Raw genomic sequence first — 22375 nt, forward strand, 5'->3', positions numbered from 1 at the left:
GCTTCTTTTTATTAAGAATCAAATAAATGATGAAATAATCGATCACGATTTTCAAAGAAAAGTTTCGTCGTTTGGTAATGCTCGGTGTCTTCTAAGGCGGACTCGTGAATCCCTTCTTGTGTTAAAGAGTATATGGTGGATTCAGGATAAGCCATTAAAATTGGAGAATGCGTCGCAATAACAAATTGTGAACCTTGTTCCGCTAGTTCGTGCATTCGAATAAGCATGGAAAGTTGCCTCATTGGTGATAGAGCAGCCTCAGGCTCATCTAAAATATATAAACCTTGTCCTGAAAAACGATTCATAAATAAGGAGAAGAATGACTCACCGTGTGATTGGGAGTGTAGTGAAGTACCACCATATGAGTCAATAATTGGATTTCCACGTGCTTCTGAATCGGCATCCATTTCATCAATATAAGAAGCAACGTTATAAAATGATTCGGCACGAAGAAAGAAACCGTCATTTGGTGTATTGAAACTTTTGGAAATTCGAAGGTATTCATGTAAAGATGAATGGGAATCGTTTGTACTAAAACGGAAGTTTTTCGTTCCACCTTCTGCATTAAATCCTAAAGCAATTGCAATCGCTTCGAGTAATGTTGACTTCCCCGTTCCATTTTCTCCAATAATGAATGTTACATTTGGATGGAAAGCTAGTGATTGTAATGTTCGAATAGCGGGTAAACAGTAAGGGTATGCGGAGAAACTAGGGATATTTTCTTTTTTTAATGTGACATTTTGTAAAAAGGGTACGTCAATCAATATAGAAACCTCAATTCATAACGGATTTTGATTCTAAAAAAGCAGCAAATACAAGGGTAAGACAACTTGCAAATAGTATTGTATATTGAAGTGCGCCAAAGCCAAGACCTTCCCAGCCGAAAGTCATTCTCTTCCATATGAAAATAAAAAGAATGCTTATAAAACCAACGAGAGCAGGTATATATTTTATAATTTTGTAGTGATTCCATAGATAGAAGCCAATGTATGTACTTAAAAACAAGGTAAACAGAACAAGAAAAAAGACAAGTGTTAATGACACGTGAACTCCCTCCTTATTTTCTGAATATTCATGTGGATTATATCATTTAAACTATCATATTCCAATGTGAAAATAAATATTGCATGGAGATTATTCATGTCGTTATGATAGTATGTAATCTATTGTAATTCTGAAAAGGAGCTAAAACATGCCGTTTACATTTGCACATCCAGCAGCAGTTCTTCCTTTTGCAAAAAAGTATTCTCAACATATTTCAGTAACGGCTCTTATATTAGGTAGTATGGCGCCTGACTTTGAATATTTCCTACACTTTAGACCGTATGGTGTAATTGGGCATACGTGGCTTGGATTCTTATATTTTAATTTACCACTCGTATTTTTATTAGCATACATATATCATTACATTTTAAAAAAGCCGTTTATAACACATTTACCTAAACCATTTGCTGGCTACTATACATATGCAGTAGATGAGAGGTGGGGGCTTTACACAAGGAAAGATTTCTTTGTATTTTGTTATTCAGCATTATTCGGTATGTTAACGCATGTTGTTTGGGATGCATTCACTCATAAGACAGGCTATTTTGTTATGAAAATACCATTATTGCAAAGAGAATGGTACGGTATCTCTGTTTATAAATATATGCAACATGGAAGTACATGTATTGGTTTTCTGTTATTAGTATACGTTTTATGGAAGTGTAGAAATGAAATGGGTAAAGACCTTATTTTAGCTTCGGAAAAAATAAAATATTGGATTTCGATAATTGTTGTAGCAGCTATTATATTTATCGTGCACGCGTTCGTAGATCCCTATTTTCATATTTTCCAAATAGGGGGTATAATAGTATCTGGACTGACAAGTTCGTTTTGTGGACTTCTTATTGTTTCTATAGTTTACAAAGCAAGGGACTAATTTTATATTCATGAATGATAGTGTTAGGAGAAATTAAATGATGAAAGCATGGAAAAGTATTTTTATTTTATGTAGTTTTCTTCTTATGTTAAGTGGTTGCTTCCATCAAGAAGAAAAGAAAGTTGAACCGAAGAAGAAAGAATCTATTCCTGAAACAAAAGAATATGGTGGGCGTGAGCTGAAAAAAGTAGGACAAAAAGTGAAAGAAACTGGATGGGGTACTTTTAAGTTAGAGCAGATTCATTCAGTAAATCAAACATTTGAAGTAGCACCAATGAAAATTCACGTACAAGATGTGAAAGTAATCTCTTTATCACAGATGAGTAAAGATGCAAAAAATACATTAAAAGTATATACGGCATTAACTCCTGAAGAAGTAAAGCGTAGATTAGGAGATAAAGTCAGTCAAGAAGATGCGGAGTTATATGCATCGCTAAGTGGTACAGAGATTAGTGATACGATTCGTTACGTTGAAATTACATATAAGGTGGAAAATAGCGGGAATAAAAATATACAATTTTTCTCTATGAATGATGTTGCGATTAATGATAAACAACATTTTAAAGTAGCAACGCAAAACTTTTTATATGATGAAGATACGCTCGTTGGTACAAAAAATGTATCAAGGGAAGACTATAAGCCTGGTGAAACAAGAGATGGTATTATCGGCCTAATACTTGATGATGGAAAAGAAAAGGTAAAGGATATTAAATTTACAACAGATAATGTAATCGCAGCAAATACAGAAACGCAAGATGTTGTAAAAGAGCCACAAACTTTTAACATCTCACTTTCTGAGTAAGTTGTTTTTAAATATATGCAAGAAAAAACAGTCAGCGCTCAAACTATTATGCTGACTGTTTTTTCTGTTCTTCTATGTATGAATCTACACTTTGAAAAGGTACCTTAATTTTAAACGCATCTTTTTGTTCATGAAATTGTTTTTCATTATAGGGGCCAAAACGTTTATTATGCTTTACGTCAATAATCCAATAATGCTCGCTTTTTTTATTTGCAATTGCTGCGTCAGGATTATTAGGATCTGACTTTTCCTCAGTTTGTTTTGCAATAATGTATTTATCATCCCAGGCTATGTCTGTAATTTTTGCAGGAATGTATTGTGTGGCATATACAGCATCTTGCGTGGGGAAAAGTTCAAATGCATTTCCAGAAGTACGTATGAGTTCGTATTCATCGTTAATCGTATATGTTATATGATTTGTATTTCCAGCACAACCGGCTAATAGGAATGCGACGAATAGGATTATCCATTTTTTCAATATGGGAACCTCCTTTACAATGCTGTTGTAACACATTGTACAAGAAAAGTAAGAGAAACGCTAGTTTACAATGTTTTTTAGAAGTGGTACGATGAGACGGGTAAAGAAGGATATGAAGGAGTCGACATAAAAATGAAGTTAAAGATGCATCGTCCAGCGCTTGTAATGAACCGCATAGGTGCTTCCCTAATTGACATGTTTTTAATCTCGGTTATGTATGGTGCAGTAGTAGCTGTTATGACTGGAAATTATAGTGCTATTTTTAATCGCTTTAATATTAGTTTTGGCGATTATAGATATGATCTTGCAGTAGTTTTTATATTAATGGCGATATATTTTATTTTGCTACCCTTTATTTGGAACGGTGTAACACTTGGTAAAAAGGTAACGAGAATAAAATTAATTTCATTGAAGAGTGAAAAGTTAACATTACAAACATTAACGATTCGATTTTTTGTATTGTTATTACCGAACATATTACTGCTTGGAATTCCGATATTATGTAACGTATATATGATGTTATTCCGCAAAGATAATTGTGGTTTTCAGGATTTAATTACAAAAACGAAAGTGATAAGTCTTGTATAACAAAAAGAGACCTTTTTATATAAAAAGGTCTCTTTTTGTTATACAAATATATTTTAATGGATATATAATAGGGAAAAAGTTAATCTATATCATTTTTGAATTTAATAGATTGAAAATTAAGAAAATGTTATAATGATTAAAATAATATGTTTATATAATAAGGGGGAAATTGAAATGACTGGAGGTAGCGTAATCTTTTGGGGGATTTTAATTTTCATCGGTTTAGTTTTCGATCAGCGTAATAGTAAGAAAAAAGAAGGAGTAAAAAAGTAACCGCTTACAAATAAATAAGCAACTTTTCTTGCTTGCAGACTAATCTCATAAAGGAGTATACTGAATGACGGTAAGACTTATAGAAGGGGTAATGAAAATGAAGCTTGCAGGAAAAGTTGCTATCGTAACTGGCGGTGGCATCGGTATTGGACGTAATACAGCTCTTTTGTTGGCTAAACAAGGCGCAAAAGTAATTGTGACGGACATTGATCAAGAAAGTGGACAAGCAACAGTGGAGGAAATTACGAATCTAGGCGGAGAAGCACTTTTTGTATCCTATAATATGGAAAAACAAGGAGATTGGCAACGCGTAATCAGCATTACTTTGAATGCATTCAGTCGCATTGATATGCTTTTTCAAAATGCTGGTTTATATAAAATAGATTCTATATTTTCACGCCAACAAGAGAACGATTCCAATGTACTTTGTATTAATGACGTATGGATAGAGATAAAACAATTAACGTCATCTTTTATGAAACAGCAAGAAGAAGTGGTGCTAAGTGACTTACCGATTTTCGGTATTATTAGCACGAAAGGACAATCATTTCATACAGTAGAAGCCCTCGTATAATAGTGAAAACCGCCCTCAATATATGTGGACGGTTTTTTTGTATGAAAATTATTTTTTAACGAATGCGTTGTTCGTTTTGACTATCAAAGAAATGCGCTTTATTCATATCAAATGCTAGTTTAATTTGGTCACCAGGTGAAAATGTATGTCTTGCATCAACACGTGCTGCAAAATCTTGATTTCCAAGTTTCATATATAAAATAGATTCAGCACCTAATAACTCAGCAACTTCAATTTTTGTTGTGAAGGCAGTAGATTGTGAAGCTTCTAAAAATAATAGTTCATCATGAATGTCCTCAGGACGAATACCTAAAACAATGTCTTTATTTACATAGCCTTGTTCACGTAATATCTTCATTTTTCCTTCAGTTACTTTAATTTTTGCAGCATTGTCTATAACGAAATCGGTTTCAGTTAATTTACCACGGAAGAAATTCATCGCTGGAGAGCCGATAAATCCACCAACAAAAATGTTTTCAGGTGTTTCATATACTTCTTTTGGAGTACCGATTTGTTGAATTTTTCCGTCTTTCATAACAACAAGACGAGAAGCCATTGTCATCGCTTCAGTTTGATCATGCGTTACATAAATTGTTGTCGTACCAAGGCGGTGGTGTAACTTAGAAATTTCTGAGCGCATTGCAACACGTAATTTAGCGTCTAAGTTAGATAATGGCTCATCCATTAAGAACACTTTCGCGTCTCGAACGATTGCTCTCCCTAACGCAACACGTTGACGTTGTCCACCAGATAATGCTTTCGGTTTTCTATCTAAATATTGTTCCAGTCCTAAAATTTTTGCTGCATCTTTTACACGACGATCAATTTCATCTTTTGGTATTTTTCTAAGTTTTAATCCAAATGCCATATTATCATACACACTCATATGTGGATATAGGGCATAGTTTTGGAAGACCATTGCGATATCGCGGTCTTTTGGAGGGACATCATTCATTAGCTTACCATCAATTGAAAACTCTCCTTTTGAAATATCTTCAAGTCCAGCCACCATTCGTAATGTTGTAGATTTTCCGCATCCAGAAGGACCGACAAATACGATAAATTCTTTATCTTGAATGTGTAAATTGAAGTCTGTTACAGCTGTTACGTTATTATCATATATTTTATAAATGTTTTCTAATTTCAGTTCTGCCATGGTATTTCCCCCTAGAAATAATTATGCAAACGTTTTCTTTGAGTTCATTATAAACGAATAGATTCAAAAAATAAACAAAAAAATAAAACGTTTTCATGAATTGGAAGAATATTAGTAAATTTCGTATGTTTTCTTAGAAAAATAAAAATAAAAGTTGTAAGCGCTATTTTAAATTAAGATGGAATCTGTTATCATTCATTAATGAAAACGTTTGCGCCTTGGGAAAAGAGAAAATCGAATTATGAATGAAATGGGGTAGCATAATGGAAAAACAGTGGTGGAAAGAAAGTGTAGTATATCAAATTTATCCTCGTAGCTTTATGGATAGCAACGGTGATGGCATCGGGGATCTTCGCGGTATTATTTCAAAGTTAGATTACTTAAAAGAATTAGGGATTGATGTAATTTGGTTATCACCAGTCTATGAATCTCCAAATGATGATAATGGTTATGATATAAGTGATTATTGTAAAATTATGAATGAGTTCGGAACAATGGAAGATTGGGATGAGCTATTACATGAAATGCATGAACGTAATATGAAACTTATGATGGACTTAGTTGTTAATCATACTTCTGATGAACATAATTGGTTTATTGAATCACGTAAATCAAAAGATAATAAATATAGAGATTACTATATATGGCGCCCTGGAAAAGAAGGAAAAGAGCCGAATAACTGGGGAGCAGCGTTTAGCGGATCTGCATGGCAGTATGATGAAATGACAGATGAATATTATTTACATCTGTTTTCTAAAAAACAGCCAGATTTAAATTGGGATAATGAAAAGGTAAGACAAGATGTTTATGAAATGATGAAGTTTTGGTTAGAAAAAGGAATTGATGGCTTCCGTATGGATGTTATTAATTTTATTTCTAAAGAAGAGGGATTACCAGCTGTTGAAACAGAAGAAGAGGGGTATGTTTCAGGTCATAAGTATTTTATGAACGGTCCAAACATTCATAAATATTTACATGAAATGAATGAAGAAGTATTGTCTCATTATGATATTATGACGGTTGGTGAAATGCCTGGTGTAACGACAGAAGAAGCGAAATTGTATACCGGGGAAGAACGAAAAGAACTGCAGATGGTATTCCAATTTGAACATATGGATTTAGACTCAGGAGAAGGCGGAAAATGGGATGTAAAACCATGTTCACTTCTTACTTTAAAAGAGAATTTAACGAAGTGGCAAAAAGCATTAGAACATACAGGCTGGAATAGTCTGTATTGGAATAACCATGATCAGCCTCGTGTTGTATCTCGTTTTGGTAATGATGGAATGTATCGCATTGAATCTGCGAAAATGTTAGCGACGGTGCTTCATATGATGAAAGGAACACCTTATATTTATCAAGGCGAAGAAATCGGAATGACAAATGTTCGATTTGAATCGATTGATGAATATCGAGATATTGAAACATTAAATATGTATAAGGAAAAAGTGATAGAGCGCGGTGAAAATATAGATAAAGTGATGCAGTCTATTTATATAAAAAGCAGAGATAATGCTAGAACACCGATGCAGTGGGATGATAAAGATCATGCTGGATTCACAACAGGTGAGCCCTGGATTACGGTAAACCCTAACTATAAAGAAATCAATGTGAAACAAGCGATCCAAAATAAAGATTCAATTTTTTATTATTATAAAAAATTAATTGAGTTACGCAAAAATAACGAAATAGTTGTGTATGGATCATATGATTTAATATTGGAGAATAATCCATCTATTTTTGCATACGTAAGAACGTATGGAGAAGAAAAACTTCTTGTTATTGCAAACTTTACTGCGGAAGAATGTGTATTTGAATTGCCTGAGGACATTAGTTATAGTGAAGCAGAGTTATTTATACACAATTACGACGTAGAGAATGGACCGATAGATAACATGACATTACGTCCGTATGAAGCAATCGTGTTCAAATTGAAATAAGAAAAATCCTTATACCACTTTGGTATAAGGATTTTTTTGGGTTACCATTTTAATATGGAGAATCCATATGGAGGAAGTGTAACTTGTAATACACTTGCTTCCGCTGAAAATTCTTCGTTTGTATAAATATTAATGATTTTCTTTCCAGTAACATGGAGAGGCAGTGAAGCTGTAATATCACTATTAGTCGGATTTAAAACGAAAAAGATAGTTTCATCTTCATATGTTTTTGTATAAGAAATATAATTATGTTCATCATTTGCTTCAATGAATTGGAAAGTACCATGTCCTCCAAATGCTTTATATTGCTTTCGTAACGAAATTAATGTTTGTACATGTGTAAATAATAGATGATCTTGTTCTTTCGTATCCCAAACCATACATTTGCGGCAATCAGGGTCCATGCCGCCATCCATACCAATTTCGTCTCCATAATAAATACAAGGAGAGCCGATGAAAGAAAGGTGGAATACATAAAGTAACTTTAACTTATTTTTATCTCCGTTACATGTTGTCAATATTCTTGGTGTATCATGGCTGTCTAATAAATGAAATGCTGCTTCATTTACATTCATAGAGTAGGAATGTAGAGATTCTATAATTTGTTTCATAAATTCATTTGCCTTAATGGAATTGTTAGCAAAGTAAGACAGTAGAGCGTTTGTAACAGGGTAGCTCATTACAGCATCAAATTGATCTCCTTGTAGCCAAGGAAGTGCATCGTGCCAAATTTCTCCTAAAATATATACTTCAGAATTTAATGCTTTTATCTCACTTCGGAACTCTCTCCAAAATTTATGGTCGACTTCATTTGCTACATCAAGGCGCCAACCGTCTATATTGAATTCTTTTACCCAATAACGCCCTACTTCAAGTAAGTATTCTTTTACATCCGGGTGTGCAGTGTTTAATTTCGGCATATACGGTGTAAACGCGAAAGTATCATAATTCGGGAGTGGCTCAGTTCTAATTGGGAACTCATGAATATGGAACCAATCTTTATATGCTGACTGTTCACCATTTTCTAGTACGTCTTGAAATTTATCGAAAAAGTATCCGCTGTGATTGAATACGGCATCGAGCATTACTTTTATACCGTGTGTATGACATGCCTCAACAAGTTCTTTGAATGTTTCTTTTGTGCCAAATTGAGGATCGATTTCCATGTAGTCAATTGTGTCATATTTATGGTTTGAATGTGCTTTGAAAATAGGTGTGAAATATATTCCCGAAATTCCAAGCTTAACAAGGTAATCGAGGTTTTGAATAATACCAGCAAAATCTCCGCCGAAAAAATTAGTTGGAGTTGGTTCAGCGCTTCCCCAAGGAAGGGTGTTTTCTGGATTCAACGTATGATCTCCATTAGCGAACCGTTCTGGGAAAATTTGATACCAAACAGTATCTTTAATCCAGGAAGGTGCTTTGAATACATCATTTGCATGAATAAATGGAAAACAGAAAAAGTTACCAACGTCATCATTTGGAATGCTAGAAAAAAATCCACGTTCGGTATAAATAAGCGTTTCTGTCTCTGCTTTTAATTCAAATCCATAACGTAAGCGCTTAAATTTTGGCTCGATGGAAATGGACCAATAATCAAATAATGCAGTAGAACCAGTTTTTTTCATCGGTGCACTTGAAGAAATCCACTTCCCGTCTGTCCATTCATAAGGATCACCATAAATAAGATTGGTGCTTTGAACATCGTCTCTTTTCGTACGTATTCGGATATGAATCGTTTTTTCATCGTAAGCGTATGCGTAATTATCTTTTGGCCTATGATAGATGGCGTCTTTAAGCATATAAAAAATCCCCCTTTACTATCTCTATGCATATTGTTCCCCTAAGTATAATAATAAAGCATATGTTGCAAACGATTGCTTTTTGCATAGCTTTAATATTGCTTATAAGAGTAGTATTCATTTCGTATAAAGTCAATCTATAAAGAGTGTAGTAATAATATTTTAAAAATTAATATTTGCAAAATGAATAAAAGAATGTATAATGATAGACAAATAGCGCAAACGTTTTCATAGATTGAGATATCGTTTGCGCTTCTATTAAACTATTCAATGCAAACGTTTTCAATTAGTAAGGTACATATACAATTCAGGGAGGTTTTTGGGATGAAGAAAGCATTATCATTATTAACGGTTTCAGCATTATCAATTGGTATGTTATCTGCATGTGGACCGAAAGATTCAGGGAAAAAAGAAGAAAGTAAAGCAAAGAAAGATTACGATCTACTCGTTTGGGAAGATGATAAAAAAGGTGTTGGTTTAGAACCAGCAGTGAAAAGCTTTGAGGAAAAATATAAAGTAAAAGTAAAAGTTGTTGAAATGCAAATGACAGATCAAGTGAAGAAGTTACGCCTTGATGGACCAGCGGGGACGGGACCAGATGTTGTAACATTGCCACATGATCAAATCGGAAATGCAGTAACAGAAGGTTTACTTTCTGAAGTGAAAGCTGATGATGCTGTAAAGAGTAAATTTACTGATTCATCAATAGAAGCACAGACATATAACGGAAAATTATATGGTTTACCAAAAGCAATTGAGACACCAGTCTTTATTTACAATAAAAAACTAATGCCAAAAGCGCCAGAAACGATGGACGAGCTGTTTAACTTCTCAAAAGAATTTACGAAAGATGGCAAGTACGGATTTTTAGCATTAGGAGATAACTTCTACTTTGCTAATGCATTCATGGCAGGTATGGGTGGTTATGTGTTTGGTGAAAAAGATGGAAAGCCAAATGCAAGTGATGTTGGATTAAATAATAGCGGAGCAGTACAAGGTGCTGAGTATCTTCAAAAATGGTACAAAGAAAAGTTATTCCCGAAAGGTATTATCGGTGAATCTGGTGGACCTGCTGCTGATGGGCTATTTAATGAAGGAAAAGCAGCATCTATCATGAACGGCCCTTGGGCGTTCCAAGCAATGGAAAAGAACGGAATTGATTATGGCGTTGCTCCAATGCCGAAATTACCAAATGGTCAACCAATGAAAACGTTTGTTGGGGTTAAAGGATGGCATGTAACAAGTTTCTCTAAACAAAATGATTTAGCTACAAAGTTCACTGAATGGGTAACGAATGAAGAAAACGCAAAAATTCGATTTGAGAAGACGAAAGAAATTCCTCCAGTAAAAGCAGTAATGGAAGATCCAATTATTAAAGATAACGAAGCTGCAAAAGCAGTTGCAACACAATCTGAAAATGGAATTCCAATGCCAAACATTCCAGAAATGCAAGAAGTATGGAAACCAGCTGGAGATGCGCTTCAATTAGTTGTTACGGATAAAGAGGCACCAAAAGCAGCACTTGATAATGCAGTGAAGCAAATTAAAGGTAATATTGAGGCAAATCATAGTAAGAAAAAATAAGGTGAAATTCGTGCCTCTAATATGAGGGGCACGAATTCTCTCCCAAAAAAAAGGGGGAAGGAACATGCAAACATCTATGGAACCAGCAAACGGCTTAAACGGTTCAAAACATAGGAAAATGGCAACCATGTTATCAATCATTCCAGGCGTGGGCCAAATGTATAATAAACAATTTGTAAAAGGTCTTATTTTTCTAGTATTAACAGGTTCATTTATTGTAGCCTTTGCTGATTTATTAAATATGGGATTATGGGGAATTGTAACGCTTGGTACAGAAGTTCCACGTGATCATTCTGTCTTTCTATTAGTAGAAGGAATCTTGGCACTCATTGTCATCGTGTTTGGACTCGGAATATATGCATTTAATTTATATGATGCATACCAAAACGGAAAGAAACGGGATATAGGAACACCGTTAAACTCTGTAAAAGAGCAATACCGTAATTTACTAGACCAAGGTTTTCCGTATTTAATGGTTTCACCAGGGTTTTTATTACTTATCTTTGTCGTTGTATTTCCAATCATTTTCGTAATTTTAATTGGATTTACGAACTATGATTTATATCATTCTCCTCCAGCTAAATTAGTAGATTGGGTAGGGTTTAAAAACTTTATTGATATCTTTACATTACCGATGTGGAGAGAAACGTTTTTAAGTGTATTTTCTTGGACTGTCATCTGGACATTCGTTGCAACGACATTACAAGTTGCGCTTGGTATTTTCTTAGCGATTATCGTAAATCAGCCTGGTATTAAAGGGAAGGCGATTATTCGAACAATCTTCATTTTACCGTGGGCGGTCCCAGCATTCGTATCTATTCTTGTTTTCTCTGGTATGTTTAATGAAACATTTGGAGCGATTAACAATCAAGTATTAGCTTTATTCGGAATTGAAAAGATTGCTTGGATGACAGATCCATTTTGGGCGAAGATTGCTTTAATTATGATTCAAACGTGGCTTGGATTCCCGTTCGTCTTTGCAATGACAACAGGTATACTGCAATCGATTCCAGGAGAATTATACGAAGCGGCTACAGTAGATGGAGCTACAGCTTGGCAACAGTTTCGTAAAATTACATTGCCACTTGTTCTATATGCAACAGCACCAATATTAATTACGCAATATACGTTTAACTTTAATAACTTTAGTATCATCTATCTATTTAACGGCGGAGGTCCTGCTGTAGCTGGACAAGACGCAGGTGGAACAGATATTTTAATTTCATGGATTTATAAGTTAACGATGACTTCCGCGCAGTACGGAAAAGCAGCAGCTCTTACAATGATCTTATCGTTAATCGTTATTACAGTTGCGTTATGGCAATTTAAGAGAACAAAATCATTCCAAGAAGAGGATATGATGTAAATGAATATTAAAAGACAAAAGATGTTACGTCTCTCATTAAGTTATCTCGTTATTTTCGTAATGTGTGCCATCATTTTCTATCCATTATTATGGATTATTGGCTCATCGTTTAATCCGGGTGATAGTTTATCTGGATCAAGTATTATTCCGCAAAATGCAACACTAGATCATTATCGTAAGTTATTAGATTTAGAGAATAGTAATTATTTACTATGGTATAAAAACACATTAAAAGTAAGTGTTTTAACGATGATTTTTTCAGTGTTAGCAATTAGTTTTACTGCTTATGCATTTTCGAGATACCGTTTTGTTGGAAGAAAAAATGGTTTATTAACATTTTTAATTTTGCAAATGATTCCAAACTTTGCAGCGTTAATCGCTTTATACGTATTAGCACAGTTAACAGGATTAATTGATACGCACCTTGCATTAATTTTAATTTATGTAGGCGGGGCAATTCCAATGAATACATGGCTTATGAAAGGGTATTTTGATACGATCCCGAAAGAATTGGATGAGTCAGCTCGTATGGATGGAGCAGGACATTTTCGTATTTTTTGGCAAATCATTATGCCACTTGCAAAGCCAATCGTAGCGGTTGTAGCGTTATTTACTTTCATCGGCCCATTTACAGATTTTATTTTAGCGAGTATTATTTTGCGCACACCAGAAAATTATACGTTAGCAGTTGGATTATATGAAATGGTGGCGAAGAAATTTGGGAATGAATTTACAACGTTCGCAGCGGGTTCCGTATTGATTGCAATCCCAATTTCAATTTTATTCCTATCACTACAAAAATACTTTATCTCTGGTTTAACTGCTGGAGGTACGAAAGGATGAAAAATGGGACATTATGTCCCATTTTTCTTTTCATCTTCCTATAAAACATTTTATAGGGAGATGAAAAGAGATTTGACATCCCATATGAAAAGAAGTGAAATAAATAGTATATTATAGTATAGGAAAAAAGAGCTCTATCCCTTACAATACATGGAGAGGGAGAATATGATAGGTTTTACAAGATAGAATCAATGAAAGTTTATGACTTCCCCTATTACTTGCAACGGGTGCAAGATGAAAATATATAAAATGGCAGAGAAGTGAAAGGAGGGGGATTTTTATGACAGTTACAATTAAAGATGTGGCGAAGAAGGCGAATGTAGCACCATCTACCGTTTCTCGTGTAATTGCTGATAATCCAAGTATAAGTGAAAAAACAAAGCGTCGTGTTCGGAAAGTAATGAGTGAACTAGGGTATCATCCTAATTTAAACGCAAGAAACCTAGCTAACCAAACAACAAAAACACTTGGCCTTGTTATGCCAAGTTCTGCAAGTAAAGCTTTTCAAAATCCGTTTTTCCCAGAAGTTATAAGAGGGATTAGTTCATTTGCACATGTGGAAGGGTATGCGCTTTATATGTCGACAGGTGAAACGGAAGATGAAATTTTTAATGGTGTTGTAAAGATGGTGCAAGGGCGCCAAATTGGTGGCATTATTCTTTTATATTCAAGAGAGAATGATCGGATTATTCAATATTTACATAAACAAAATTTCCCGTTCGTATTAATCGGGAAACCATATGATCGTAAAGAAGAAATTACATATGTAGATAATGACAATTATACAGCTGCAAGAGAAGTAGCAGAATATTTGATTTCATTAGGTCATAAACAAATCGCGTTCATCGGCGGTGGATCAGATTTACTTGTGACGAGAGATCGTTTGGCTGGTATGAGTGATGCTTTAAAATTAGCAGACATTGTATTGCCGAAAGAGTATATTTTACATTTTGATTTTTCAAGAGAAAGTGGTCAACAAGCCGTGGAGGAATTAATGGGGCTAAAGCAACCACCGACAGCAATTATGGCAACGGATGACTTGATTGGACTTGGTGTGCTAAGTGCACTTTCTAAAAAAGGATTCGTTGTACCGAAGGATGTTTCAATTGTAAGCTTTAATAATGCTTTATTATCAGAAATTGCGAGTCCTCCGCTTTCAACAGTTGACGTGAATATATATCAGCTAGGATATGAGGCAGCAAAAGCTTTAGTTGATAAAGTAGAGAATGCGGAGTCTACTGCAAAGTGTATCATTATTCCGCATAAATTACTGAAGCGTCAAACTTGCGATCATTATGCATAAAAAAAGCTAAGAGTTTAACTCTTAGCTTTTTTGTTGTAGAAAGGCTTCTAAACGGTCACAGCCTTCTTTTAAAGTTTCAATACTATATGCATAGGATAAGCGAAGGTAGCCTTCACCATATTCAGAGAATGCTGTTCCAGGAACGACGGCAAGTCCAGCTTCTTTGACAAGATCAAGTGCAAAATCAAATGATGAAGATGTTAAATGGCCAACATATGGGAATAAGTAAAATGCACCTGTTGGCTTTTCAACTGTTAAGCCCATTTGAATGAGTCTATTATATACGTAATCACGTCGTTTTTTGTATTGATGACGCATCATTTTTGGTGCATCTTTAGCAGCTGTTAAAGCTTCAATTGCAGCATATTGAGCGATTGAAGTAGCGCACGTTACGTTGTATTGATGAACTTTTAATATATGCCCAGCTAAATAGTTTGGTGCGAATAATAGACCGATACGCCAGCCGGTCATAGAATGTGATTTTGATAAACCGTTAATGACGATAGTCTTTTCACGCATTTCCGGGAAATGAGCGATCGATGTATGTGTCTGTTCATATACAAGTTCGCTATAAATTTCATCAGAAAGAACGAAAATATTTTTATCTTTTAAAACATCTACAATATCCTGTAGTTCTTCTTTTGATAAAGTTACACCAGTTGGATTAGAAGGATACGGCAGTACGACGCATCTTGTTTTTTCTGTAATGGCCTTTTCCAGTGCTTCGGCTGTTAAACGGAAGCCAGTTTCACGAACATCGGTAAAAATAGGTGTTGCGCCGCATAATCGAATAATCGGTTCGTACCCTGGATAAATAGGGGCAGGTAAAATGACTTCTGTTCCTGGCTCTAAAATCGTTCGAAATGCAACATCAATTGCTTCACTAGCACCGATTGTAACGATGGTTTCGTTTTCAGGTGAATAATGTAAATCGTAGTTATCTTTTACAAAGTTACAAGCTGCCTTGCGTAATTCTAGTAAACCAGCGTTATGTGTATAGCTTGTATAATTTTCTGTAATAGCCCGTTTTGCCGCTTCTTTTACGAGAGAAGGTGTAGGAAAATCAGGTTGTCCAATTGTTAAAGAGATAAGATTATCATAGTTTTGAATCATGTTAGAGAATTGACGGATTCCAGAAATTTGGATGTCCTTCACTCTAGGGTTAATGAATTGTTCCATTGTATCTCCCTTTCTTCCGTTTGAAAATTAAGTTCATTTTAACATATTTTCTATCATTTCGCTTGCGTATATGGTATGTAGAAAGAGAGGGAGAATAGAAAAAAAGCCGCCGTAAGCGACTTTTTAATATCCGTACTCCCAATCTATTTCATCTTCATTCCAAAGTACAGAGGATACTTTGCCAAGGTGAACAACTGATTCATTCACAGCGCATGTGCAATTTTCTTCTCCTGTTTTATGCTGTAACTCTTCATACACTGATTTTTCAACGTTTTCTAGAACGACCAAATTTTCTTCTTTTAAAACAAGCGTAGTACCCGCCATATTTATCTTCCTCCTACTAAAATAATGATCACTTATTTGTAAACATAGATAGTATGGATTATATGCTGTATTTTGCTATAGTTGTCCGTCTTATGAAGTATTTTTTATTTTCTTTGTAATCCGTATTCATTGTATACTGTCGGGCAGAAATTTGGTACAGGGTTTACATTCATTTCGAAAATCTGTAACAATTATTATGTGTTGTTAACAAAGAATTAACAAATATGTTAAGAAAAATCAAAATTTTAAAACAAACAAACCTGTAAAATGATATAATCATATCAAAATACATATAGGGGATGAGAGGCTATGGAGCTTATCCGTGATTTAATGATCCAAATTGCCATCATTATTTTGCCACTATTTTTATACGAAGCGATTCGTTTAAATCGTTATCAAGAAATGCCTCCGAAGCCGAACCGCTACTTTATTATGTTTTTATCTAGCATTACACTCGTTCTCTCTATGACATATTCTATTTGTTTTGGGGACGTTTGCGGGTATAACTTTCACCCAATCCCAATTGTTAGTGGTTTTTTATATGGTGGGATTGTTGGTTTAATCCCGGCCGTTATTTTTGTTGTCTATGAATGGGCGCTAAAGGGCATAAACCTTCTTCCAGTCATAGAAGTAATATTTCTATTGATAGTTCCATTATTTTTATCAAAGAAATGGTCTCTATTTTCAAGGGATAAGAAGCTAATTTTAGCATTTATGATTTCATCATTGTACGTACTTGTTTCTTTAGTGATTGGTATGATTAACGTTCTGTTAGAAACGGGGTTTACACCATATGTTTCGCACTTATATAGCGGATATATATTTGCTTCGCTTATTATGGTTATGACAATGGTATTTCAGGTGTACTTAACAGAATATTTAAATGAAAATGCAATACTACGTACAGAGATGCAAAAGTCAGAGAAACTTAATATTGTAAGTGAGTTAGCAGCAAGTGTTGCACATGAGGTTCGAAATCCGCTCACTGTTGTTCGTGGTTTTATTCAATTGCTAGAAAGTACGGAAGATGTGAAGAACAAGGATTATATGCGTCTCGTATTAGCTGAATTGGACCGGGCAGAACAAATTATTTCAGATTATTTAAATTTAGCAAGACCACAAATTGAGAAAAAAGAACATATTTGCTTATCCGCTCAATTAATAGAAATGACAACTCTTATGTCATCATTTGCAGCGATGCAAGGTGTATATTTGCAAGTTGAGATTTCTGAAAGTCTTTATACGATCGGTGATAAAACGAAATTGAAACAAGCGATTATGAATGTTGTTAAAAATGGTATTGAAGCAATTCAAGGAAATAAAGGATATTTAAAAGTAACGGCTATGCAAAAAGATGAAACGATTGTAATAAGAGTTAAAGATAGTGGTGTTGGGATGACGAAAGAACAATTAGCAAGGCTCGGACAACCGTATTATTCTTTAAAAGAAAAAGGGACAGGATTAGGACTAATGGTAACATTTAGTATTTTACAAGCGCATAATGGTACGCTGGAATATAAAAGCGAAAGTGGGAAAGGAACTGAAGCAATTATTATATTGCCAGCTGTAAGAAATAAGGAATAAAAGTTACCGATAGAAGGTAACTTTTTATTTTATATTAGAAAAAATATATTATGCTATTCAGTTGTTTTTTCTTGTTTTGTTCGGCTAAATAAACTTCTAAATGATTGGAAAAAGCTTTGTTCTTTTGAGGCGGCGATTAATCTTTTTGTTTCTTGAATTTCGCGAATTACTTGCATAAGTTGTGCATCACGGTTGCTATCTTTATTATAAATTTGATTTACGAGTTTATTCATTTTTTCTTCTTGTTTAGATTCTCGTTTATACATATGATTCATTAATAAGTCCATCTTTTCTTTTTGCAGAGCATCTGTTTGAGCGGCATGATCCACTAACTCTTGTAGCATTTTTTCCTGAGATCCTTCTTTTACATAAACTTGTTGCATCAACTCATCTAGTTTTTCATCTTTTAAACGATTTTGGGTAATAAGGGTAGAATTTTGATGAATAATGGCTTCATTTAGTTGAGCGAGCATTTCAAGTTTTAACATGAACTCCTCGAAGTTACGCCCATCTTCTTTTTCTTTCGGTTGTATTTCTTGCGTATTTTGTATAACTGGTACAGGTGGGGCCTCTTTTTCTTTTAAAATAATAGGTATCGTTTCTGAAATATCTTCCTGCAATGTAGCAGCTCTTTCATGTATAGATTTCAATAGTTTTAAATCATCAAGTTTATAAATACGAGCATCAGCTGTTTTGGAAATTATATAACCATGTTCCTCTAACAGTTGACTATATTTGCGGACTATATGTTTTGGGATGCCTGTTTTATTCGTCACATCTTTCGTTTTATAGGTAGCTTCCATAATATTTCCTCCCCAAAAAGTATCGTATATATCATTTCAATCTTTTATGAGGACTTCCTTTGAAAAAGAATGTCGGAAGGTTATTAGTTTTCTACAGCATTAGTGAAAAGATGAAGAAAAATGAGAGTTTTTGGCGGAATGGCGAAGAAGAGCTGAAATAATGTCTGAAAACATAGACAGGAGAAGTTTGTTATAATAACTGAGGAAAAGAAACTGGTAGAATCATGGAGGTATACATGAAGCAATTAAAGGGTATTATCATTTCAATTATTGCAATTCTTTCTATTGTAGTAGCGGTGTATGAAGTGCTTGTTCCAGAGGAAACAAGTATTAAAAAAACAAATGCGTATGATCAAGTTCTAGAATTTCCGAAAGATCGATATCCAGAGACAGGGAAACATATTACAGATGCTATAAAAGAAGGACATTCAGAAGTGTGTACAATCGACCGTGGTGGCGCTGCGGATAGAAGAAAATTATCGTTAGCTCCATACCCATCAAAAAAAGGGTATGATCGTGATGAATGGCCAATGGCGATGTGTAAAGAAGGAGGAAAAGGAGCACATATTGAATATATAAGTCCAGCCGATAACCGCGGAGCAGGCTCTTGGGTAGGAAATAAGTTAGATAAATACCCAGATGGTACGCGTGTGAAATTTGACGTAAAGTAGTAGTTGCATATTTCATAATGAAGGAGAAGGGAACGATGGAGTTAACAATTTCGTATTCGCAATTAATGTTGATGAACTATGACGGTGATCAGCCTTACGTTGACTGGACGGATGAAGATTTTGAAAGAGGTTACGCGAAGGCGGATGGAACTGTTATTTTTGAAGCACTTTCTGATTATACTTGTGAAGTAAAAGTGACCCTAGGGAAACATATTGAGAAAGAAGAAGTAATTAGAACGGTTACAGTTCCTTTTACAGTTGAAAATGAATGTATCGTTGTAACAAGTATTCTTTCAAATAAATTTCAAATTCCTATTCCAAATGGTGAATATACGGTTGTATTACAAGCAACACCTCTTGAAGAACCAACGGATGATGAATTATATAAAATACAATATGAATTCTTTTTTGAAAGTAAAGAATAAAAAATGGAGTATCCTCAAAAAGGATACCCCATTTTTATTATGCGTTTGTTTTTAGCAAGGAACGAGCGTCTTTTGCCGCTTGCACCATGTGCTCTAAAGCTGGAATAACTTCTTCTGTTCTTCTCGTTTTTAAACCACAATCAGGATTAATCCAGAAATATTTAGGATCGCATACTTTTAAAGATTGTTCTACGATTTTATACATTTCATCTTTACTTGGTACACGTGGGCTATGAATATCATATACGCCTAGACCGATGCCTTTTTCATATGTTGTATGTTTTAATGTATCAATAAATTCACCGTGACTTCTTGATGTTTCGATAGAAATCACATCTGCATCTAATGCGCGAATCGCATCAACGATATCTTCGAAGTTACTGTAACACATATGAGTATGAATTTGTGTTTCATTTGCTACAGATGAAGTGGCTAAAAGGAAGGATTGTACTGCCCATGTAATATAAGCGTCCCAATCTTTTTCTTTTAGTGGCATTCCTTCACGAAGTGCTGGCTCATCGACTTGAATTACTCGAATTCCGGAAGATTCAAGTAGTTCAATTTCATGACGAAGAGCTAATGCAATTTGATATGAAACTTCTTTTCTTGGAATGTCATTTCGAACGAAGGACCAATTTAAAATCGTAACAGGTCCAGTTAACATTCCTTTTACAACTTTCTCTGTTAAGCTTTGTGCATAAACAGTTTCCTTAATAGTCATTCCGTTAATAAAGGCTACATCACCATAAATAACAGGTGGTTTTACGCAGCGGGAACCGTATGATTGTACCCAACCGTTTTTAGTGAATGAGAAACCAGCAAGGCGCTCACCAAAATATTCAACCATGTCAGTTCTTTCAAATTCACCATGCACAAGAACATCAAGACCGATTTCTTCTTGGTAACGAATCCATTTTTCTGTCTCTTTTTCAATAAATTGTTCATATTGTTCATTTGAAATAACACCGTTACGCCATTCTTTTCGCGTTTGGCGAACTTCAGTTGTTTGCGGGAAGCTACCGATAGTTGTTGTTGGTAACAACGGTAACTTCAGAGCAACTTGTTGCAATTCATATCGTTTTTCAAATGGAAGAGGACGTGAAAAATCTTCTTCTTTTAGTGCTGTTCGTGCTGCTTTGACATCTTCTCGGTTACGTGCAGCAGATGAACGAATTGTATGATGTACGTTTCGATATGTTTCCAGCTCATTACGAATACTTTCTGTACCTTGAGTTAGAGCGGAATGAATAAGAACTAACTCTTCTAATTTTTGATTTGCAAATGCCAACGCATCAAATAGCTCAGTCGATAAGTGAGTTTCTTCTGTTTTATCGATTGGCGTATGCAATAAGCTACAAGAAGGCTGAACGATGAAATCTTTCGTTTGGACTTGTTTTTGTAACGTTGTAAATAACGTAAGAACTTCATCAAGATCGGCTCTCCAAATGTTACGGCCATCTATACAACCAACAGCTAAAGTTTTATCAGCTGGGAATCCATATTTTGAAATAGCATGTAGATTACCTTCTTTACCATGAATGAAATCTAATCCAATACTTGATACTGGGAATGTAATGATTTCTTCATAGTTTTCTTCTACACTATCAAAATATGTTTGTAAAAGAAGATTCGCATTTGGAACTTCTTTACGAATAGCTTCATAAATTTCTTTTGCTTGTTGAACTTCTTCTTTCGTTAAAGAAGCGAAAATCGGTTCATCAACTTGAATGATTTGTGCACCAGCTGCATGTAGTTCTGAAAGCAGTTGTACGTAAGGTGCAACTAACTGTTTTAAAATAGTAGCAAATTGCTCTTGTGTATAGCCTTTAGCTAATTTCAAGAAAGTATATGGTCCTAAAATAACAGGTTTTCCATCTACTCCTAATTCTTGTTTTGCCTCTTCGTATAAGTGAAGTGGACGATTATCTTTTAAAGAGATTTGTAATCCCTCTTCATATTCAGGAACGATATAATGATAGTTTGTGTTAAACCATTTTGTCATTTCGGAAGCTACGTGATCTTTAGAGCCACGCGCCATTGCGAAATATACATCAAGGTAAGATGTAAACTCAGAAAAACGTGATGGGATAAATCCTAGCATATAAGCAGTATCCAAAACGTGATCGTAATATGTAAAGTCGCCAATTGGAATAAGTTCAATCCCTTTTTCTTGCTGTGCTTTAACGTGTTGAAGACGAATTTCTTTCATTGTTGTTAAAAATTGTTCTTCATCGATTTTATTGGACCAAAAAGCTTCCAATGTTTTTTTCCACTCTCGTTGTAGTCCGATACGTGGATAACCTAAGTTACTTGTTTGAATTGCCATTTCAAATTCCTCCCCAATTGAAAGTAAGCATTTCCGTTTACTAGGAAATACCTATAACAAAAAGCATAAAGGCATAGAAAATAAGCCTTCCTTTTTGTTTTAACACCTCATCATCATCCGTGAATCTATCAGTGTTGTTAAAACAGGCAGGTCTCCTGACTTATGCTTCATATGATTTCTTTCACCTTCCCGTTTTCACAGTGGCATTAAAAAGAAATCTCAGCATTTACAGTGGCGGGACCGTGTTGGAGTTTCACCAAGCTTCCCTTTTAAACACGAAACAAACTGTTCGTGTACCCATTTTCCTTTTGAAAGGAATTTAACAAGCGATATGATATTGAAACAAATTCTAACACAATTTTTGGAATTTTGTCTACTGTTTTGAAATAAGAAAATTCTAAAGTTTTTTATTTTAATTATTTGTATTTTTCTG

22 protein-coding genes and 1 riboswitch are annotated in these 22375 nt (G+C 34.6%); of the genes, 13 read left to right on the forward strand and 9 right to left on the reverse strand.

All coding sequences use genetic code 11. The annotated features are described in order from the left end of the window. Positions 1-11: 11 nt before the first annotated feature. Together QCI73_RS07545 and QCI73_RS07550 are read right to left on the reverse strand one after the other, a co-directional pair. Positions 12-764 carry an AAA family ATPase gene (locus QCI73_RS07545; protein ID WP_327922559.1) on the reverse strand — a complete coding sequence of 251 codons (753 nt, stop codon included), beginning with the start codon at positions 762-764 and terminating at the stop codon, positions 12-14. Positions 765-774: 10 nt separating this feature from the next. Beyond that, positions 775-1044 (reverse strand): hypothetical protein, encoded by a 270-nt coding sequence (locus tag QCI73_RS07550; RefSeq protein WP_353822719.1) that lies wholly within the window; start codon positions 1042-1044, stop codon positions 775-777. A gap of 148 nt (positions 1045-1192) precedes the next feature. Between QCI73_RS07550 and QCI73_RS07555 the strand changes: the two genes are divergently transcribed. Then, the gene (locus tag QCI73_RS07555; RefSeq protein WP_001116879.1) at positions 1193-1921 is read left to right on the forward strand and encodes a DUF4184 family protein; all 729 of its coding nucleotides are present in this window, start codon (positions 1193-1195) and stop codon (positions 1919-1921) included. Positions 1922-1958: 37 nt separating this feature from the next. Further along, entirely contained in the window at positions 1959-2723 is a 765-nt protein-coding gene (locus tag QCI73_RS07560) for a hypothetical protein (protein ID WP_000973883.1), read from the forward strand. Positions 2724-2769: 46 nt separating this feature from the next. Here QCI73_RS07560 and QCI73_RS07565 read toward each other — a convergent pair whose 3' ends face one another. After that, the gene (locus tag QCI73_RS07565) at positions 2770-3201 is read right to left on the reverse strand and encodes a DUF3997 domain-containing protein (protein ID WP_000758783.1); all 432 of its coding nucleotides are present in this window, start codon (positions 3199-3201) and stop codon (positions 2770-2772) included. Positions 3202-3333: 132 nt separating this feature from the next. Here QCI73_RS07565 and QCI73_RS07570 point away from each other — a divergent pair, with 132 nt between their 5' ends. The 3 genes from QCI73_RS07570 (at position 3334) to QCI73_RS07580 (ending at position 4636) form a co-directional block, all read left to right on the forward strand. Beyond that, on the forward strand, positions 3334-3789 hold the full coding sequence (locus QCI73_RS07570) for an RDD family protein (protein ID WP_000769088.1): 456 nt from the start codon (positions 3334-3336) through the stop codon (positions 3787-3789). Between the two features lie 174 nt (positions 3790-3963). Further along, the gene (locus QCI73_RS07575) at positions 3964-4062 is read left to right on the forward strand and encodes a hypothetical protein (protein ID WP_000145657.1); all 99 of its coding nucleotides are present in this window, start codon (positions 3964-3966) and stop codon (positions 4060-4062) included. A gap of 64 nt (positions 4063-4126) precedes the next feature. Beyond that, positions 4127-4636 (forward strand): SDR family NAD(P)-dependent oxidoreductase, encoded by a 510-nt coding sequence (locus tag QCI73_RS07580; protein WP_000218426.1) that lies wholly within the window; start codon positions 4127-4129, stop codon positions 4634-4636. Positions 4637-4691: 55 nt separating this feature from the next. Here the strand turns inward: QCI73_RS07580 and QCI73_RS07585 are convergent, their stop codons facing one another. Beyond that, the gene (locus QCI73_RS07585) at positions 4692-5792 is read right to left on the reverse strand and encodes an ABC transporter ATP-binding protein (protein WP_000818923.1); all 1101 of its coding nucleotides are present in this window, start codon (positions 5790-5792) and stop codon (positions 4692-4694) included. 263 nt (positions 5793-6055) lie between these two features. On the opposite strand from QCI73_RS07585, the gene malL reads away from it, so the two are divergent. Beyond that, positions 6056-7732: an oligo-1,6-glucosidase gene (gene malL, locus QCI73_RS07590; protein WP_353822720.1), complete on the forward strand. Its 1677-nt coding sequence runs from the start codon at positions 6056-6058 to the stop codon at positions 7730-7732. A 41-nt stretch (positions 7733-7773) separates the two neighbouring features. Here malL and QCI73_RS07595 read toward each other — a convergent pair whose 3' ends face one another. Further along, positions 7774-9534 (reverse strand): alpha-glycosidase, encoded by a 1761-nt coding sequence (locus QCI73_RS07595; RefSeq protein WP_353822721.1) that lies wholly within the window; start codon positions 9532-9534, stop codon positions 7774-7776. Between the two features lie 324 nt (positions 9535-9858). On the opposite strand from QCI73_RS07595, the gene QCI73_RS07600 reads away from it, so the two are divergent. From QCI73_RS07600 to malR, 4 genes are all read left to right on the forward strand, one after another. Further along, complete coding sequence (locus tag QCI73_RS07600) at positions 9859-11118, forward strand: extracellular solute-binding protein (protein ID WP_000709918.1); 1260 nt, start codon at positions 9859-9861, stop codon at positions 11116-11118. A 64-nt stretch (positions 11119-11182) separates the two neighbouring features. After that, a complete protein-coding gene (gene malC, locus QCI73_RS07605; RefSeq protein WP_001194989.1) occupies positions 11183-12484 on the forward strand; it encodes a maltosaccharide ABC transporter permease MalC in 1302 nt (433 codons plus the stop codon). Further along, positions 12485-13327: a maltosaccharide ABC transporter permease MalD gene (gene malD / locus QCI73_RS07610; protein ID WP_001022608.1), complete on the forward strand. Its 843-nt coding sequence runs from the start codon at positions 12485-12487 to the stop codon at positions 13325-13327. A 280-nt stretch (positions 13328-13607) separates the two neighbouring features. Further along, positions 13608-14630: a maltose operon transcriptional repressor MalR gene (malR, locus tag QCI73_RS07615; RefSeq protein ID WP_000219043.1), complete on the forward strand. Its 1023-nt coding sequence runs from the start codon at positions 13608-13610 to the stop codon at positions 14628-14630. A gap of 21 nt (positions 14631-14651) precedes the next feature. Here malR and QCI73_RS07620 read toward each other — a convergent pair whose 3' ends face one another. Together QCI73_RS07620 and QCI73_RS07625 are read right to left on the reverse strand one after the other, a co-directional pair. After that, entirely contained in the window at positions 14652-15809 is a 1158-nt protein-coding gene (locus QCI73_RS07620; protein WP_353822722.1) for an aminotransferase A, read from the reverse strand. Positions 15810-15932: 123 nt separating this feature from the next. Further along, positions 15933-16133 (reverse strand): hypothetical protein, encoded by a 201-nt coding sequence (locus QCI73_RS07625; RefSeq protein WP_000929285.1) that lies wholly within the window; start codon positions 16131-16133, stop codon positions 15933-15935. A gap of 309 nt (positions 16134-16442) precedes the next feature. Between QCI73_RS07625 and kinB the strand changes: the two genes are divergently transcribed. Then, positions 16443-17717 (forward strand): sporulation sensor histidine kinase KinB, encoded by a 1275-nt coding sequence (gene kinB / locus QCI73_RS07630; protein WP_000420387.1) that lies wholly within the window; start codon positions 16443-16445, stop codon positions 17715-17717. 53 nt (positions 17718-17770) lie between these two features. On the opposite strand, the gene QCI73_RS07635 is transcribed toward kinB, so the two are convergent. Next, a complete protein-coding gene (locus tag QCI73_RS07635) occupies positions 17771-18520 on the reverse strand; it encodes a DUF3967 domain-containing protein (protein WP_353822723.1) in 750 nt (249 codons plus the stop codon). Between the two features lie 236 nt (positions 18521-18756). Between QCI73_RS07635 and nucA the strand changes: the two genes are divergently transcribed. Together nucA and comJ are read left to right on the forward strand one after the other, a co-directional pair. Further along, positions 18757-19191: a DNA-entry nuclease gene (nucA, locus tag QCI73_RS07640; RefSeq protein WP_000811499.1), complete on the forward strand. Its 435-nt coding sequence runs from the start codon at positions 18757-18759 to the stop codon at positions 19189-19191. A gap of 35 nt (positions 19192-19226) precedes the next feature. Then, positions 19227-19616, forward strand: coding sequence for a competence protein ComJ (comJ, locus tag QCI73_RS07645; protein WP_353822724.1), 390 nt, complete (start codon positions 19227-19229; stop codon positions 19614-19616). 37 nt (positions 19617-19653) lie between these two features. Here the strand turns inward: comJ and metE are convergent, their stop codons facing one another. Then, a complete protein-coding gene (gene metE, locus QCI73_RS07650) occupies positions 19654-21942 on the reverse strand; it encodes a 5-methyltetrahydropteroyltriglutamate--homocysteine S-methyltransferase (protein WP_353822725.1) in 2289 nt (762 codons plus the stop codon). Positions 21943-22070: 128 nt separating this feature from the next. Next, a riboswitch (cobalamin riboswitch) is annotated at positions 22071-22258 on the reverse strand. Positions 22259-22375: the final 117 nt, after the last annotated feature.

This window comes from Bacillus cereus group sp. MG16, from assembly GCF_040459875.1.
In the GTDB taxonomy this organism is placed as follows: Bacteria; Bacillota; Bacilli; order Bacillales; family Bacillaceae_G; genus Bacillus_A; species Bacillus_A paranthracis.